The organism is Thermosynechococcus sp. B3 (assembly GCF_030323045.1).
Classification (GTDB): Bacteria; Cyanobacteriota; Cyanobacteriia; order Thermosynechococcales; family Thermosynechococcaceae; genus Thermosynechococcus.
Map to the genome: position 1 here is coordinate 343848 of NZ_CP097584.1, position 14220 is coordinate 358067.

Annotated in this window: 18 protein-coding genes; 10 read left to right on the forward strand and 8 right to left on the reverse strand. The window is 52.8% G+C overall.

What is annotated here, in order from left to right; all coding sequences use genetic code 11:
• Positions 1-12: 12 nt before the first annotated feature.
• Positions 13-126: a cytochrome b6-f complex subunit V gene (petG, locus tag M0646_RS01685; protein ID WP_149817584.1), complete on the reverse strand. Its 114-nt coding sequence runs from the start codon at positions 124-126 to the stop codon at positions 13-15.
• Positions 127-245: 119 nt separating this feature from the next.
• On the opposite strand from petG, the gene M0646_RS01690 reads away from it, so the two are divergent.
• From M0646_RS01690 to grxD, 3 genes are all read left to right on the forward strand, one after another.
• Entirely contained in the window at positions 246-3341 is a 3096-nt protein-coding gene (locus M0646_RS01690; protein WP_286649802.1) for a response regulator, read from the forward strand.
• A gap of 68 nt (positions 3342-3409) precedes the next feature.
• Positions 3410-3661 carry a BolA family protein gene (locus M0646_RS01695; protein WP_149817589.1) on the forward strand — a complete coding sequence of 84 codons (252 nt, stop codon included), beginning with the start codon at positions 3410-3412 and terminating at the stop codon, positions 3659-3661.
• A gap of 61 nt (positions 3662-3722) precedes the next feature.
• The gene (gene grxD, locus M0646_RS01700; RefSeq protein ID WP_149817591.1) at positions 3723-4046 is read left to right on the forward strand and encodes a Grx4 family monothiol glutaredoxin; all 324 of its coding nucleotides are present in this window, start codon (positions 3723-3725) and stop codon (positions 4044-4046) included.
• Between the two features lie 103 nt (positions 4047-4149).
• Here grxD and M0646_RS01705 read toward each other — a convergent pair whose 3' ends face one another.
• Both M0646_RS01705 and M0646_RS01710 read right to left on the reverse strand, forming a co-directional pair.
• The gene (locus tag M0646_RS01705; RefSeq protein ID WP_206201444.1) at positions 4150-4587 is read right to left on the reverse strand and encodes an Hsp20/alpha crystallin family protein; all 438 of its coding nucleotides are present in this window, start codon (positions 4585-4587) and stop codon (positions 4150-4152) included.
• A gap of 232 nt (positions 4588-4819) precedes the next feature.
• Complete coding sequence (locus M0646_RS01710; RefSeq protein WP_149817593.1) at positions 4820-5494, reverse strand: MBL fold metallo-hydrolase; 675 nt, start codon at positions 5492-5494, stop codon at positions 4820-4822.
• Here M0646_RS01710 and M0646_RS01715 point away from each other — a divergent pair.
• Positions 5493-6950, forward strand: a complete 1458-nt coding sequence (locus M0646_RS01715; RefSeq protein ID WP_286626317.1) for a site-2 protease family protein — start codon at positions 5493-5495, stop codon at positions 6948-6950. The two genes, M0646_RS01710 and M0646_RS01715, sit on opposite strands and share 2 nt — an antisense overlap.
• Here M0646_RS01715 and M0646_RS01720 read toward each other — a convergent pair.
• Positions 6924-7328 (reverse strand): hypothetical protein, encoded by a 405-nt coding sequence (locus M0646_RS01720; protein ID WP_149817595.1) that lies wholly within the window; start codon positions 7326-7328, stop codon positions 6924-6926. The genes M0646_RS01715 and M0646_RS01720 overlap by 27 nt on opposite strands.
• A gap of 142 nt (positions 7329-7470) precedes the next feature.
• Between M0646_RS01720 and M0646_RS01725 the strand changes: the two genes are divergently transcribed.
• From M0646_RS01725 to M0646_RS01745, 5 genes are read left to right on the forward strand one after another with little or no spacing between them, the layout of a single operon-like run.
• Positions 7471-8433 carry a DUF362 domain-containing protein gene (locus M0646_RS01725; protein WP_286626318.1) on the forward strand — a complete coding sequence of 321 codons (963 nt, stop codon included), beginning with the start codon at positions 7471-7473 and terminating at the stop codon, positions 8431-8433.
• Positions 8434-8491: 58 nt separating this feature from the next.
• The gene (gene lpdA, locus M0646_RS01730; protein WP_286626320.1) at positions 8492-9928 is read left to right on the forward strand and encodes a dihydrolipoyl dehydrogenase; all 1437 of its coding nucleotides are present in this window, start codon (positions 8492-8494) and stop codon (positions 9926-9928) included.
• A gap of 40 nt (positions 9929-9968) precedes the next feature.
• Positions 9969-10322, forward strand: a complete 354-nt coding sequence (locus tag M0646_RS01735) for an iron-sulfur cluster assembly accessory protein (protein WP_206201439.1) — start codon at positions 9969-9971, stop codon at positions 10320-10322.
• A 12-nt stretch (positions 10323-10334) separates the two neighbouring features.
• Complete coding sequence (locus M0646_RS01740; RefSeq protein WP_226971983.1) at positions 10335-10772, forward strand: M48 family metallopeptidase; 438 nt, start codon at positions 10335-10337, stop codon at positions 10770-10772.
• 2 nt (positions 10773-10774) lie between these two features.
• The gene (locus M0646_RS01745; RefSeq protein ID WP_286626324.1) at positions 10775-11044 is read left to right on the forward strand and encodes a hypothetical protein; all 270 of its coding nucleotides are present in this window, start codon (positions 10775-10777) and stop codon (positions 11042-11044) included.
• A 3-nt stretch (positions 11045-11047) separates the two neighbouring features.
• Here M0646_RS01745 and M0646_RS01750 read toward each other — a convergent pair whose 3' ends face one another.
• From M0646_RS01750 to aat, 4 genes are all read right to left on the reverse strand, one after another.
• Entirely contained in the window at positions 11048-11308 is a 261-nt protein-coding gene (locus M0646_RS01750; protein ID WP_206201437.1) for a YkvA family protein, read from the reverse strand.
• Positions 11309-11384: 76 nt separating this feature from the next.
• Positions 11385-11903, reverse strand: a complete 519-nt coding sequence (locus M0646_RS01755) for a hypothetical protein (RefSeq protein WP_024125793.1) — start codon at positions 11901-11903, stop codon at positions 11385-11387.
• 74 nt (positions 11904-11977) lie between these two features.
• Positions 11978-12817 carry a YgcG family protein gene (locus M0646_RS01760; RefSeq protein WP_286626327.1) on the reverse strand — a complete coding sequence of 280 codons (840 nt, stop codon included), beginning with the start codon at positions 12815-12817 and terminating at the stop codon, positions 11978-11980.
• 158 nt (positions 12818-12975) lie between these two features.
• Entirely contained in the window at positions 12976-13566 is a 591-nt protein-coding gene (aat, locus tag M0646_RS01765; protein WP_315863015.1) for a leucyl/phenylalanyl-tRNA--protein transferase, read from the reverse strand.
• A gap of 48 nt (positions 13567-13614) precedes the next feature.
• Between aat and M0646_RS01770 the strand changes: the two genes are divergently transcribed.
• Entirely contained in the window at positions 13615-14142 is a 528-nt protein-coding gene (locus tag M0646_RS01770) for a pentapeptide repeat-containing protein (protein WP_286626330.1), read from the forward strand.
• The last annotated feature ends 78 nt before the right edge of the window (positions 14143-14220 follow it).

The window sequence follows — 14220 nt, forward strand, 5'->3', positions numbered from 1 at the left end:
TTACCCCTCAACCTAGGTCTCAAATTGACTGCCGCGCTTGTACTGCTGGTAGGCAGCAAAGAACAAGCCCGCTAATGTGACTGGAATTAGCCCCAGCACAATGCCACACAGTAAAGGTTCAATCATGGCCTTACACCCCTTTTAACCATGAACTCCATTCCCCACGATACACTAATGAATGGGCGCTGTACCGGCATCTCCCTGTTGATCAGGAAAAATCATCCTCACCGCCAGCGAGAACGTCCATGTTTCGCTTTCCTCTTTTCTCTTTCATTAAGTTATTTTTGCCCACAACAGCAGTCATTGCCGCTCTGTTAACACCCCTCTATTTTAGCCAACGCCACGCCCTTCTTAAGGACTTACAACTGCAAGAGGAGTATAAACTAGAGCGCAGCCGGCTGCTCCTAAGAATGATCTTGGATGACGCGGTTGAAGAGTTGAGAGCTTTGATGGCACTGCAGGTGTTGTCTAATTTAATGGAGGCTTCTGCTGGGGAAGAGGCTCACGAAAAGGCAAAGGCAGGACTGGCAGCATGGCAACACCTCAAAAAACACTATGATCAATTTTATTTTCTTGATCCAGAGGGCAGGGTGCGTTTTCAGTGGCATGCAACACCCAAAGCGACGGATGCCGCTGCGACCAAGACAATTGACCGCTACTGGCCTATCCTACAGCGATTGACCCCCAACCAGATTTTTATTTCCCCCTTGGATATAATAGAGGGCACTGGTATCAGCTTGGCTCAACCTGTTTTGTATATTGGGGTACCCCTGTACCAAAAAGCAGCACCAAGGGGGGTTTTGCTGGTTCGTTACCGCGCCAGCCACCTTCTCAATCAGTTGATCAACAATTGCAATCTAGGGAACAGCAGCTGTCTCCTAGCAGATGACCAAGGCTATTGGTTCATTGCAGAAAATAATCACCAAGAATGGGGATTCCATTATCCTGAGCGACAGCAGTTTACGATCCGCAATCAATATCCGCTGCTGTGGCAACAAATGCAACGACGGCCTCGAGGCAGCCTATTGAGCCCCCAGGGGCTATTTGTCTATCAAGCCTTTTTTCCCCTAAAGGCCAACTACCTCTCTGCTGATCGAGCAACCAATTCGGCTAGGGACTCGAGCAGCACCCGTTGGTGGCTGGTTTCGCGGCTTTCTGACACCCTGTTGGCGCAATACAGCCGCCGCCTCCACCAGGAGTTCCTTGTCCTCTTTGCTGCCCTATCCGTTTTGGCGGCTGGTGCTCTCTTGATCATTGCCCGCGATCGCCAGCGCAAAGAGGAATTGCGAGAACTCCTAAGGTCAAGTGAAGCGCGCTTTCGTAGTGTCAGCAAAATGGCGCCGGTGGGCATTTTTACTCTAGATGCCGAGGGACGACCCACCTTTTTGAATCAGGCACTTCTAGACCTGTTGGGCGTCAACAGTCTGGAGGAAGCCGAACAACAGTGGATAGAACGCCTGCACCCTGAGGATCGCGATCGCGTCTTGAAGGCATGGGCCGGCTGCCAGCGAAAGAGGGTACCCCTCAACGAGCGCTTCCGGGTGGTTCAAGAAGACGGCAGTAGTCGCTGGATTAGGGCGCGGATTATTCCTCTGCAGCAAAGCCGTGGCAAAGATCGCTTTGTTGGCACCTGGGAAGACATCTCCCAAATGATCCAGCAGCAGGAATTCCTAGAGCAAGCGCGTAGGGCTGCCGAGGAAGCCAGCCGGGCCAAGAGTGAATTTTTGGCCACCATGAGCCATGAAATTCGCACCCCAATGAATGCCATCATTGGCCTCACTGGATTACTGCTGGATACCCCCCTCAATCCCCAACAGCGGGAATTTGTCAACACCATTCGCCTCAGTGGTGATGCCCTACTTGCCATCATCAATGATATTCTCGATTTCTCTAAGATTGAGTCGGGCAAGCTGCAGTTAGAGAGCTATCCCTTCAACCTGTGTGACTGTGTCGAAGAAGTCCTCGACCTTTTGGCCAGTCGAGCCAGCGATCGCCAGGTGGAACTAGCTGCCCATATTGAGCCAGGGATTCCCTATGAGGTCATTGGTGATATGGGGCGACTGCGGCAGGTCTTGGTGAATCTCATGGGCAATGCCATCAAATTTACCCAAGGTGGCAATGTGACCCTCTACCTTAAGGGCATGCCTGCACCAATGAGCCAGTATGAGTTTATGCCCTGCTATTACTCCTACTGGTTTGCCATTCAGGATACGGGCATCGGCATTTCGCCAACGGGCATGGCTCGCCTCTTTCAGCCCTTTATGCAAGTGGATGCCTCAACCACTCGCCACTACGGCGGCACAGGTTTGGGTCTTGTCATTTGTCAACGCCTTGTGGAGCATATGGGGGGGCAAATTTGGGTAGAAAGTAAAACGGCTACAGATCCTTTGGCCGTTGGCGGCACACCCCCAGCCAACTATGAATCGATCCCAATTGAAGAAAGTGGCTCTGTTTTTTACTTTACTGTCAAATTTCTCGTCAATCCGCGGGCCATTGCCAAAGAGAGCAGGGGGGTCGGCCATCTTGAAAATCGGCGCGTGCTCATTGTGGATGACAATGCCACCAACCGTCAAATTTTGGCCCTACAAACCAAAAACTGGAAAATGCACCCCCTTGTGGCTGAGAGTGGCCCCAAGGCCCTTGTGCTTCTTCAACAACAAGCCCTGCCGGATGTGGCCATTTTAGATCTGCAAATGCCGGAGATGGATGGCATTTCCCTTGCTCGTAAAATTCGCGCCACCTACACGCAATTGCCCCTGATTCTGCTAACCTCCCTGGGCAATACACTGCCAGAGTCGGAAACTGCTTTATTCTCTGCCCTGATCAGCAAGCCGGTCAAACAGTCCACCCTGTACAATGTCCTTAACCATTTATTTGGCCAAGAGCCGACAACGGTATCGCCTAAGCCAGCGGCTGCCCTATCCTTTGAAGACTTAAAAGCTGGTCTGCCGCCGCTGCGGATTCTCATTGCCGAGGACAACAAAGTCAATCAAATGGTGGCACTGCGCATCTTAGAAAAATTGGGCTATCGCGGTGATATTGCTGCCAATGGTTTGGAGGTGCTGGATGCGGTGCAACGGCAGCCCTACGATGTGATTTTGATGGATATGCAGATGCCGGAGATGGATGGGATAACGGCTACCCGTGAGGTGATTAATCTGTTTCAACAGCTGAACCAACCCCGTCCGCGAATTATTGCCATGACCGCCAATGCCATGGAGAGCGATCGCCAGCTTTGCTTGGATGCAGGTATGGACGACTATGTGAGCAAGCCCATTAACCTTGAAGACTTGGTGCGTGCCCTCCGTCAGTGCCATCCCCTCCAGACCTCAACAACTTAACATTTAGCGATAGACTAAAGAGATAGATTAACTGGTTCTTAATTCCAGTCAGGAATAAATAATTATCTATGGTTACCCCTGAACAACTGACCACCTTAATTCAATCCAGCTTGCCCGATGCCTTTGTGCAAGTGCAAGATTTGACCGGGGGTGGCGATCATTACGAAGCTGTAGTGGTCTCTGCCGCCTTTGAGGGTAAGCGACTGGTGCAGCAGCACCAATTGGTCTATAGCAGCCTTAAGGATCTCATGGCCAGCAATGAACTCCACGCCCTTGCCCTCAAGACCTATACCCCCCAGCAATGGGCACAACGCCAGTGATTTAGAATGCAATCTATTGCTGTTCTTTTGTAACTTGTGAACTCAAGAGGGAAAGCCAACGATGACACCCGAACTCCACGCCAAAATTGATCACCTCGTCAAAAGCAACAAAATCATTGTCTTTATGAAGGGCAGCAAGCTCATGCCCCAATGCGGGTTTTCCAACAATGCGGTGCAAATCCTGAATGCCCTCGGTGTTCCCTATGAAACGGTGGATGTCCTTGAGGATTTTGAGATTCGCCAAGGGATTAAGGAGTATTCCAACTGGCCAACGATTCCCCAAGTGTTTATCAATGGTGAGTTTATTGGTGGCTCGGACATTCTCATTGAGCTATACCAAAGTGGTGAGTTGCAACAACTGGTTGAGGTGGCCTTCGCTTCATAGTTTTTGCTCACCTTACACTGACGCCCAAAATAAATCCCCCATTGCTGGGGGAGCTTCATCATCTGTTCAACAACCTTGACCGTTTGGCCGAGAGAATGGCGGATTAGCCAAGGTTCACTTTGACGACGCGGTTTTTCTCTTCTTCCGCTTTCGGCAGGGTCAGGTGCAAGATGCCATCTTTGTATTCGGCCTTGACATCGGTGTTTTGAATCCGCACTGGCAGAGGAATGACCCGTTGGAATTTACCGTAGCGGAATTCGGTGCGTTTGATACCATTGCTTTCGCTTTGGCTTTCAGATTTGCGTTCGCCACTGACAGAGACCGCATCCGCCGTCACTTGAATGTCGAGGTCTTTGGCCTCCATGCCGGGCAGTTCAATTTTTAGAAGCAAAGCATCAGGGGTTTCTTCGAGTTCGGCTGCCGGCAGGAAGCTGAGATCGCTGCGACGTTCGGTCAAGGGAATCAATTCATCAAATAGACGGTTCATTTGGCGTTGTAGCGCATCGATTTCGCGGAACGGTTCCCAACGAACGAGTGCCATACGCTTATCCTCCTGTATTCCTTAAGGTTTTAGATTGCCCACGGGATGATTTACAGAGAGAACAGCACCAACAATTAACTTTGTTTTTGTTTCCCTTGGTATTGCTTGGGCTTATTCCCTCTGCCTACCTTCACTATAGAGGATGCAAGTCTTGATCCAAGTGGGGTTTAACGATCTCTCCAAGTTCCTTTTCCCGAACCTGTATTATCCTGATAGGGAAATTAAGCAAACATTAAACCTTGTTAGCCAAAAGGTTATCAACAGGGATTTCTTGCAGAATGGCTTGGGCATTGGCGATCGCCAGTGTCCCCCGCAGAAAACCAATATTTGCCCCCGGACAGAGATAACTCAGGGACTTCTGCCGACAAAAGGCTTTTAATGTCTCAACACTGCGCAGTTGTCGAGGCCAGTGGAAGGTGGTCGCCGTTTTCATCGGTGCCAGTTCTCCCGTCGGCGTAGGGAGTAGGTGACGACCGCTAAAGAGAACACCCCCTTGGCCAGACCAATAGACACAGGCGCTGCCGGGGGAGTGACCGGGTGTCCAGAGGATTTCGAGGGTTTCACTGACTTGCAGATGGTTCCCAAAGGTGGTCACGGCCACTTGGGGCAGCAGGTAGGCCTCTTGGGCATGGATGATCACTTCACAGTTAAAGGTGCGCTGCAGCTCACGAACGCGGGCGATCGCCCCTCGATGGGTAAGGATGAGGCGCTGAACGCCACCCTGCTCCCTGAGCCAATTTTGGCTGCTCTCTGTCCAAGGGGGGGAATCAATAAGGGTATTGCCATCATTTTCTACAATGAGATAAGCAGTGCCTCCCAGCGTCTCGCGGTTTGGTGGAAACCCGTAAACCATGGGCAATACAAGGCGGGGCGGTTTCTGTTGTTGAGCCACAGGTATCGAAATCATGACATGGATTTCCCTTATTGTATTGGGTTTGATCTTGGTGTTTATTGTCCGCCAGAGTGCTGCCCGTGTCAGTCAAACCCCTTGGTGGCTCCTATGGCTGGTGCTGATGTTGCCAGCATTTTTTATTGGGGGTTGGATGCTGCTTTTAGGGAATACCCCTGTGCCGTCGGGATGGTTGATCCTTGTTTTTGTCACCAGTTCGGTGCTCTATCTTGTGCTTTTGCGCCGAGGCCAGCCCTCCTTACCAGCGGCACCACCCACACCCCCACCGCCCACACCGACGGAAAATGGCAAGCTCCTCAATCAGGATGAAGAAACGCAATTGCAGAGCTGTTTCCCTTGGGGCATGTACTATCTGCAACAAATTGAGTATCGTCCGCAGGCGGTGATCTGCCGGGGGCAAATGCGCGGGGATGCCAACCAAGTCTATGAAACCGTGGAGCGCAATATTGCCCAACGCTTTGGCGATCGCTTTCTGGTCATGTTTCAAATGGGTTTGAGTAATAAGCCCTTTTTTGCCTTGATTCCTCGCGATCGCCTGCCCCAGCCCCAACAGCTTTTTCGTCCCGGTCTTAGCCTTGGCCTACTTGCCTTAACCTTTCTCACCACCACCGTTGCTGGCTTGGCACTCGTGGCGCCTGATCTGACGGCGGCGGAGCTGCGACTCAATCCCAGTTTGCTCTGGCAGGGGTTGCCCTACAGTGTCAGTCTGCTGTTGATTTTGGGCATCCATGAACTGGGACACTTTGCCACCGCGTGGTATTACCGCGTCAAAGCAACGCTGCCCTACTTTATTCCTCTCCCCTTTGCCATGGGCACACTGGGGGCCTTTATCCAGATGCGATCGCCCGTTCCCCATCGCCGTGCCCTCTTTGACATCAGTATGGCGGGTCCCCTTGCGGGATTGCTCGTGACGCTACCGATTCTAGTTTGGGGACTACAGCAGTCCGAGGTGGTACAACTGCCCGCCAATGCTTCCGAGCAGCCCCTCAATCCCCAAGTGTTTAGTCCCCGCATTTCGCTTCTCTTTGCCCTGATTGCCAAAGCCATTTTTGGCGCTGCCCTCAAGAGTGATAGTGCGCTACACCTCCATCCGATGGCAGTGGCGGGGGTGCTGGGCTTGGTGGTGACGGCTTTGAACTTGATGCCGGTGGGTCAATTGGATGGGGGGCACATTGTCCATGCGATGTATGGTCATCGGGCGGGGGCAGTCATTGGCCAAGTCAGCCGTTTACTGGTGCTGATTCTCTCCTTTATTCAACCGTGGCTCTTTGTCTGGGCCTTGATCCTCTTCTTTATGCCTGCCTTTGATGAACCTGCCCTCAATGATGTCAGTGAATTGGATAACTGGCGCGATGCCCTTGGCTTGATGGCACTGGTGTTGCTATTGCTCATTATTTTGCCGGTGCCGGCACCTCTGGGGGATTTGCTACTGCCGACACACCCAATGCCATAGGGGATGGCGTTGCCCCTGTTGACGAATGCGCAGGACTTGTTTTTCTAGGCGTTGCTGCCACTTGGGGGATCTGCCCCAGAAAATGTTGCGGGTCTGCCAGTAGAGAACGCTCAGGGTCATGCCAATGCACAGCGCCAAACCGATCGCCGGCAGCCGATTGAAGAGAATGCCATAACGCAACGCTGCCCACGTAAAATGCTCCCGCATCAGGCTAATTTCATAACGGAAGCCCCAGAGACTCAATGTGCCAACCGTCAGCCAAAGAAAGAGCACCACACTCCAGCGCATGAGAACGGTAAAGCGATGCAGGCGATCCACCTGCTGCCGAAATTCTGACTCAAGGCCTTGGGGCATTCGCGATCGCTCGTTAGCAGACATTTCTCTTCTCTATCGTATCTTTTTGCAGCTTTCTCATCATCTAATGTTGGTTTGAGAGGATCATTGGGCAGGGATTGCAAAGCCTCAATTTTATCTTTGTGGCACACTGTTGAGAAACAATGCCAGTGACAAGGAGCCTCCGATGCCAAGCGTGAGTTTACTGCGGGCAACATCCTATGACCTTGACCGTCTCAGTGCATCCCTTGAGGAACTCCTAGCGCCCTTGGGGGGAATGGCGGCGATCGTCAAACCGGGCGATCGCGTGCTGCTCAAGCCGAATTTACTCACCGGCGCACGACCAAAACACGAATGCGTCACTCGCCCAGAACTGGTCTATTGCGTTGCCAAAATGGTGCAGGCGGTGGGGGGACAACCCTTCCTAGGGGATGGACCTGCCTTTGGCTCGGCATTGGGGGTCGCCCGCAACAATGGCTATTTGCCCTTTATTCAGGAATTGAATTTACCGGTCATTGAATTCCATGGCGATCGCTATGCCACCGCCAATCCTGAATTTGCTCACCTGCGCCTGAGCAAAGAAGCGATGGCCGCCGATGTCGTCATTAACCTACCCAAGGTCAAATCCCATGTGCAACTCACCCTCACCCTTGGGGTCAAGAATCTCTTTGGCTGTGTCCCCGGCAAAATGAAGGCATGGTGGCATATGGAAGCCGGCAAGGATGCCGATCGCTTTGGCCGCATGCTCGTGGAAACTGCACGGGCGATCGCCCCCGACCTCACGATTGTGGATGGCATTATCGGCCATGAAGGCAATGGCCCCAGTGGGGGAACGCCGCGCCCCCTGAATATTTTGGGTGCCAGTCGCGATGTCTTTGCCCTCGATCGCGCTCTTGTGGCGGTTCTGAATGTTGATCCGGATCGCGTTCCCACCCAGCGTGCCGCCACCGCCCTTGGCTACAACTATGACCTCAGTGAGATTGACTTTCCCTTGGCACAGCCCCATGAATTGGCGATTCGGGATTGGCAACTGCCGCAGCAGATGATGCCCATTGACTTTGGCGCGCCGCGTGTCCTCAAATCCACCTTCAAACATCTCTATATTCGTTGGATCAAAGAACCCCTAACCGCCTATAGCCAAAAGGTCTAAGTTCTCAGGGGGGACGGCCTTTGATAAGCTAGGAAAATGCTGTTGGGGAGAACCGTCCTTGAGCTTTGACTACGATCTCGTCATTATCGGTGCGGGTGTGGGGGGACATGGGGCTGCCCTGCATGCCGTGAGTGTCGGTCTGAAAACGGCCATTGTTGAAGCCGCAGAAATGGGGGGCACCTGCGTCAATCGCGGCTGTATTCCCTCAAAGGCACTCCTTGCAGCAGCCGGACGGGTACGGGAACTGCGTCAAACCAATCATTGGCAAGCCTTAGGGATTCAACTGGGGCAGGTGAATGTGGATCGCGCGGGTGTGGCTGCCCATGCCGCCAATTTGGTACAAAAAATCCGCAGTGATCTGACAAACAGCCTCAAGCGTCTCGGTGTGGATACGCTCATTGGCCGCGGGAAAGTGGCGGGTTCCCAAAAAGTGAGCATCAGCACCCCCACAGGGGAAAAAATTGTTACCGCCAAGGACATTATCATTGCCACGGGGTCAGTGCCTTGGGTTCCCCCCGGCATTGAAGTGGATGGCAAGACCGTTTATACCAGTGATGATGCCATTAAGCTGGATTGGTTGCCGCAGTGGGTAGCCATCATTGGCAGTGGCTATATTGGCCTAGAGTTTGCCGATATTTACACCGCCTTGGGTTGCGAAGTGACCATGATTGAGGCACTGGATCAACTCATGCCCACCTTTGATCCAGATATTGCCAAACAGGCACAGCGGGTCTTGATTGCCCCTCGCGACATTGAAACCTACAGCGGTACCTTAGCCAAGCGGGTGATTCCCGGTAGTCCGGTGGTCATTGAATTGGCGGATGCCAAAACCAACGAAGTGGTGGAGGTTCTAGAGGTGGATGCCTGCCTTGTGGCCACCGGTCGCATTCCCGCCACTCAAGATATTGGCCTAGAGAGTGTGGGCGTCAACACCGATAAGCGTGGCTTTATCCCCGTCAATGAGTATTTGGCAGTAACGAAAAAAGGGAAACCCGTTCCCCACCTGTGGGCGATCGGTGACGCCACGGGGAAAATGATGCTTGCCCATGCCGCTTCGGCGCAGGGAATTGCTGTCGTGGAAACCATTGTTGGCCGACCACGCCAAGTGGATTATCGCAGTATTCCTGCAGCGGCGTTTACCCATCCAGAAATCAGTTTTGTTGGCCTGACGGAACCCCAAGCCCGCGAATTGGCGGAAAAAGAAGGTTTTGAAGTCCAAGTGGCACGCACCTATTTCAAGGGCAACTCAAAAGCGCTGGCGGAAACCGAAACCGATGGCCTTGCCAAGGTGATCTTCCGTGCGGATACCGGCGAGCTACTGGGGGCGCATATCTTTGGTCTCCATGCTTCGGATTTAATTCAAGAGGCCGCCAATGCCATTCGCGATCGCCAAACCGTGAGCCACTTAGCCTTTAATGTCCACACCCATCCCACCCTCTCGGAGGTCCTTGACGAAGCCTTTAAGCGTGCCCACGAGATGGTGAGCCACCGCTGAACTTGCTACGATAAAGTTTGGAGTCTTTCAGGAGTGGGTGATGACACAGGCCACACAGCCCGCCAAGGGAATCATGATGACCGAAGCTGCTCTCAAGCACGTGCTTGAACTCCGCGATAAGCACGGCAAAGACCTATGTTTGCGGGTCGGCGTCAAAGGAGGTGGTTGCTCCGGCATGTCCTACACGATGGACTTTGAAGACCCCGCCAATATCCGTCCCGATGATGAAGTCTTTGACTATGATGGCTTCAAAGTGGTCTCCGATCCCAAGAGTATGCTCTACATCTATGGCTTGGTGCTCGACTACAGCAACGCCCTCATTGGTGGCGGCTTTAAGTTTACGAATCCCAATGCCACCCAAACCTGTGGCTGTGGTACCTCATTTTCTGCCTAAGGAGTCCTGCCCTTGACCACATCTCAACCGGTGAGTGACGTTGAACGTCAATTTGAGGCGGCGATCGCCCGCTACAAAGAAGGGGCACCGCCGGCGGAACTGATTCCCACCTTCAAAGAGATTTGCCAGCGTGCTCAAAAAAGTAGCGCCGCTTGGACGTGCTTAGCGTGGCTCTATCTCCTCGATGACAAGCCCCAATCTGCCCTGAAGGCTGCCCAAAAAGCGGTCAAGCTAAATCCTGAAGACCCCCAAGCCCGCATTAACCTTGCGGTAGCGATGCTAGAAACAGGCCAAAAGGGGGTTCGTCCCCACATCGAATTGGCGCAAACCGTTGTTGCTGCTGTCGCTGAGCTGCGCCAAGAGGTCATCGATAACTTTGCCGACGGCCTGCAGCGCAAACCCAATTGGGAGAGCCTTGCCCGCGTCAAACAGTGGGTATTGGGGGGATAGCTATGGCACGGCTGCGGGACGTGATCAATTGGCTCTTGGTGGCGGATACCTTCTTTGTCTTGGCTAGCTTTGGCTGGTTTGTGGTCGCCCTTGTGGGGCGCTCCTTGGCGCTACCCCTTGGCTTTGATCTCTGGTTCAGCCTCTGGGAACCCCTCTTTATGCCCGCGATTGGCATCTTAATGGCCGCCGCACTCATTAACGGTGGCCTGAGTTATGTGCAAAACCGCTGGCTGCTGCGCTCTGTTGGCAGTGACTTGCGATCGCGGGATTAATCCCTAAACTTGCTCTGCTTCCACATCTACCGTGGTGGTGATGTTGGGCGATCGCCGGCTTTTAATCCGCTCCACCAGCAATTGCGTTAGCTCACTGGCAAGGATCACCATGACCGTGACATCATCCAATTGACCGATGATCGGCACTAGATCGGGTGAAATATCCAGAGGACTGAGCAAATAGATCAAGCTGGCGGCAATGATCAACCAGCGATATTTAGGATGCCGCAACACATTCCGATACCAGTTGTAGAAGCCGCTCATGGCGTATCAACCTTGAATCCTGCTCCTATTCTGGCATAGGGACTCAATGACCCTAGGTGGGGAAAACCGTCCGCGGTTAATCAAAGTAAAAGAGCGTCACCACCTTATGCTGCTCTTCCGCCAGTTCACAGGTTTGCAGCAGTGTGTGGCTATCGTGAAAAGCAAAACAAATCAGTTGTTGGCAGCGGGAAATAATTTCCTGATTGCAGAGGGAACTGGCTTCTGCGAGGGGCAGGTGATCGTTTTCGGGCTTCTCCACCAAGTGCATCACCTTGTCCAGCTGTTGGCGGGACTCGCGAGGCTGGCGCTCAAGACTTTGGGGTAAGATCACCGTTAGCAAATTGGGATCTGCCCGCATGGCTCCCCGAATTGCCGCTGCATTGGTTCCAACGGCACCTGAGGTCATCAAGCGGTTACCCGCCAGCACGAGGGCATAGCTCATCATTTCAATGAGGTGCTGATGCGTAATCGGGACGTGACGCGAGCCAAGGAGCGCAATCCGCTTCGGACCAGAGTCTTGGATTGTCGCTAATTCCTGCAAAAACTCATCAATTTGGGGGGAATCAATGCCCGGAAGATTCGTCGCCTGCGTCAAGAGCGTGTCTCATGTGCTACGGAACGACGCTATTTTAGCATTTTGGCCTTCAATTCTAGTAGGGGTGAATCCAGTTACCAACTGCCCGAAGCCCCCCCACCTGAGGAATGCCCACCCTCATCATCACTGCGGCTCGAGTAACTGTCGTCATAGCTGGAGTAACTGTGGTAGCGATCGTCATCATCGTCGTAGGAGGGGCGAGAGCGATCCTGAGGCTGCGGCCAGTTGCCAAAAAAGAAATTGAAAATAAACTTGACGATCGCAGAAATGATGCTGGAAGGAATAAGAATGCTCAGACCAACAACGATAAAGATGCCCGTAATAATGTCCCCGCCGGCAGTGCTGGTGTAAGTTGAGGGGACAGAGCTACTGGAGGTGGTCAACTGATTGGTCCCCAGTTCATTGAGCAGAGCACGCACCCCATTCATGATGCCCTGCGCCATCTGGCCCCGGCGAAAGTCCGGCAGCATATAGCGATCAATCACGGTTTGCATGCGTGGGTTCCAACCACTGCCATAGGCACTGCCCAATTCAATCCGCACCTTGCGATCGCCAGGGGCAACCAACATCATCACGCCATCATTGCGCCAACGGCTACCCACGCCCCGATGGTTAAATAAATCCGTGGCAAAGGCTTCAAAACTCGGGTGTTGGTTGCTGTAGTCGCGGTAGGAAGGAATCGTTACCAGCAGGACTTGCTGATTCGTGCGTTGATGAAATGCTTGAAGTTCGGAGCGAACCTGTTCCCGCTGGGGATCCTCTAACACCTTCACTAGATCGTTGATGTAGGTATCGGGTAAATCAGGGAAGCGCACATAGGCTTGAATCGGCGACGGCGCCAGCGTCAACATCAAACCGGCCACCACAGAAAGGATCAGCAACAAAGGGCGGTTTCGCCAGCGCAAAGTCATCATTTTTCTGAAAGGAGTGCATCTTGGCTCACAGTATAGCTTTTCTGCTCAAAAACATTCACAAAATGTGTGTATTGATGACTAATTTATGACTAAGTTTCGTTTAAGAATAGATTAATTGTTTCTGATAGATAATTGACGCAGGCACTGGTCTGAGAGCATTAGAGAAATTGACAGGGTTGACGAATTGCCTGTGCCAATAACTGCCGATACTCGCGATCGCTGACAACATATGCCCCAAAGCGCTCAAGATGGGGATTTTGCAGTTGGGCATCAAACAGCAGAAAGCCGCGACGCCGCAGATGCTCCACCAGTTTCACCATCGCCACTTTCGAGCCGTCGGGGATGCGATAGAACATGGACTCACCAATAAATGCGCCGCCAATCACAATACCGAGAATGCCCCCTGCCAGTTCATTCCCCTGCCACGTTTCAAAACTTACTGCCCAACCCGTGGCGTAAAGCAGATGGTACACCTCCTTGAGACGGGGTGTTATCCATGTACTCGGGCGATCGGCACACCCCTCAACCACAGCAGCAAAGTCCCGGTTAATCGCTACTTGAAAGCGATTTTGATTGAGCACCCGCTGCAAAGACTTCGGATAGCGAAACCGCTCATCGAGGGGAATCAATGCCCGCTGGCGGCTGGTGTACCACTCTAGGTGATCGCCTTCCCCCATGAGAAAGTAGCCTTCGGCATAGCCATCATCAATAAAGGTATCGCGTACCCACTCGGCCTCAGAAATCTCCATGCTGATAATCTGAACAATAGACACTTCACATTAACTCTAGTGTTGCCTATGCTACTCTCATCCTCAGCTGTCACGACAACCATTAGCCGTTACTGGCGCTGGTGTGTAGCATTGCTATTGGCCATCCTGTGGATTCTGCTCACCCCTACGGGGGCGATCGCCGAAGATTACACGAAAGAAGCCCTGATCAATATGGATTTTTCCGGGCGGGATCTGCGGGGGTCGGAATTCACAAAAGCCAACCTCTTCCACAGTAACCTCAGCCACACCAATCTTCAGGGGGTAAGCTTCTTTGGTGCCAACATGGAAACGGCTAACCTTGAAGGTGCCGATTTACGCTACGCCACATTGGACACCGCACGGCTGACCAAGGCCAATCTCACCAATGCCATCCTTGAAGGTGCCTTTGCTTTTAATACCAACTTTGACGATGCCATTATCACCGGTGCTGACTTTACCGATGTGGAACTGCGGGAAGACGCCCAGCGCCAGCTCTGCAAAGTTGCCAGTGGCACCAATCCCGTGACGGGGCGCAAAACCTGGGAAACGCTCCACTGTGAAGACTTTGCCACTTAATCCGTCTGCGTTTGCTCAGGATGATCCCCACGATTGTCCGTAGGACACGCTGCGCGATCGCCCGTGTCGGGAATTCTG

Coding starts and splice junctions, on each gene's coding strand:
- M0646_RS01760 (WP_286626327.1), bottom strand. CDS start 12,817: ATGATGACTTTGCGCTGGCGAAACCGCCCTTTGTTGCTGATCCTTTCT.
- petG (WP_149817584.1), bottom strand. CDS start 126: ATGATTGAACCTTTACTGTGTGGCATTGTGCTGGGGCTAATTCCAGTC.
- grxD (WP_149817591.1), top strand. CDS start 3,723: ATGACACCCGAACTCCACGCCAAAATTGATCACCTCGTCAAAAGCAAC.
- M0646_RS01735 (WP_206201439.1), top strand. CDS start 9,969: ATGACACAGGCCACACAGCCCGCCAAGGGAATCATGATGACCGAAGCT.
- M0646_RS01695 (WP_149817589.1), top strand. CDS start 3,410: ATGGTTACCCCTGAACAACTGACCACCTTAATTCAATCCAGCTTGCCC.
- M0646_RS01745 (WP_286626324.1), top strand. CDS start 10,775: ATGGCACGGCTGCGGGACGTGATCAATTGGCTCTTGGTGGCGGATACC.
- aat (WP_315863015.1), bottom strand. CDS start 13,566: ATGGAGATTTCTGAGGCCGAGTGGGTACGCGATACCTTTATTGATGAT.
- M0646_RS01725 (WP_286626318.1), top strand. CDS start 7,471: ATGCCAAGCGTGAGTTTACTGCGGGCAACATCCTATGACCTTGACCGT.
- M0646_RS01710 (WP_149817593.1), bottom strand. CDS start 5,494: ATGATTTCGATACCTGTGGCTCAACAACAGAAACCGCCCCGCCTTGTA.
- M0646_RS01750 (WP_206201437.1), bottom strand. CDS start 11,308: ATGAGCGGCTTCTACAACTGGTATCGGAATGTGTTGCGGCATCCTAAA.
- M0646_RS01690 (WP_286649802.1), top strand. CDS start 246: ATGTTTCGCTTTCCTCTTTTCTCTTTCATTAAGTTATTTTTGCCCACA.
- M0646_RS01715 (WP_286626317.1), top strand. CDS start 5,493: ATGACATGGATTTCCCTTATTGTATTGGGTTTGATCTTGGTGTTTATT.
- M0646_RS01705 (WP_206201444.1), bottom strand. CDS start 4,587: ATGGCACTCGTTCGTTGGGAACCGTTCCGCGAAATCGATGCGCTACAA.
- M0646_RS01770 (WP_286626330.1), top strand. CDS start 13,615: ATGCTACTCTCATCCTCAGCTGTCACGACAACCATTAGCCGTTACTGG.
- M0646_RS01720 (WP_149817595.1), bottom strand. CDS start 7,328: ATGTCTGCTAACGAGCGATCGCGAATGCCCCAAGGCCTTGAGTCAGAA.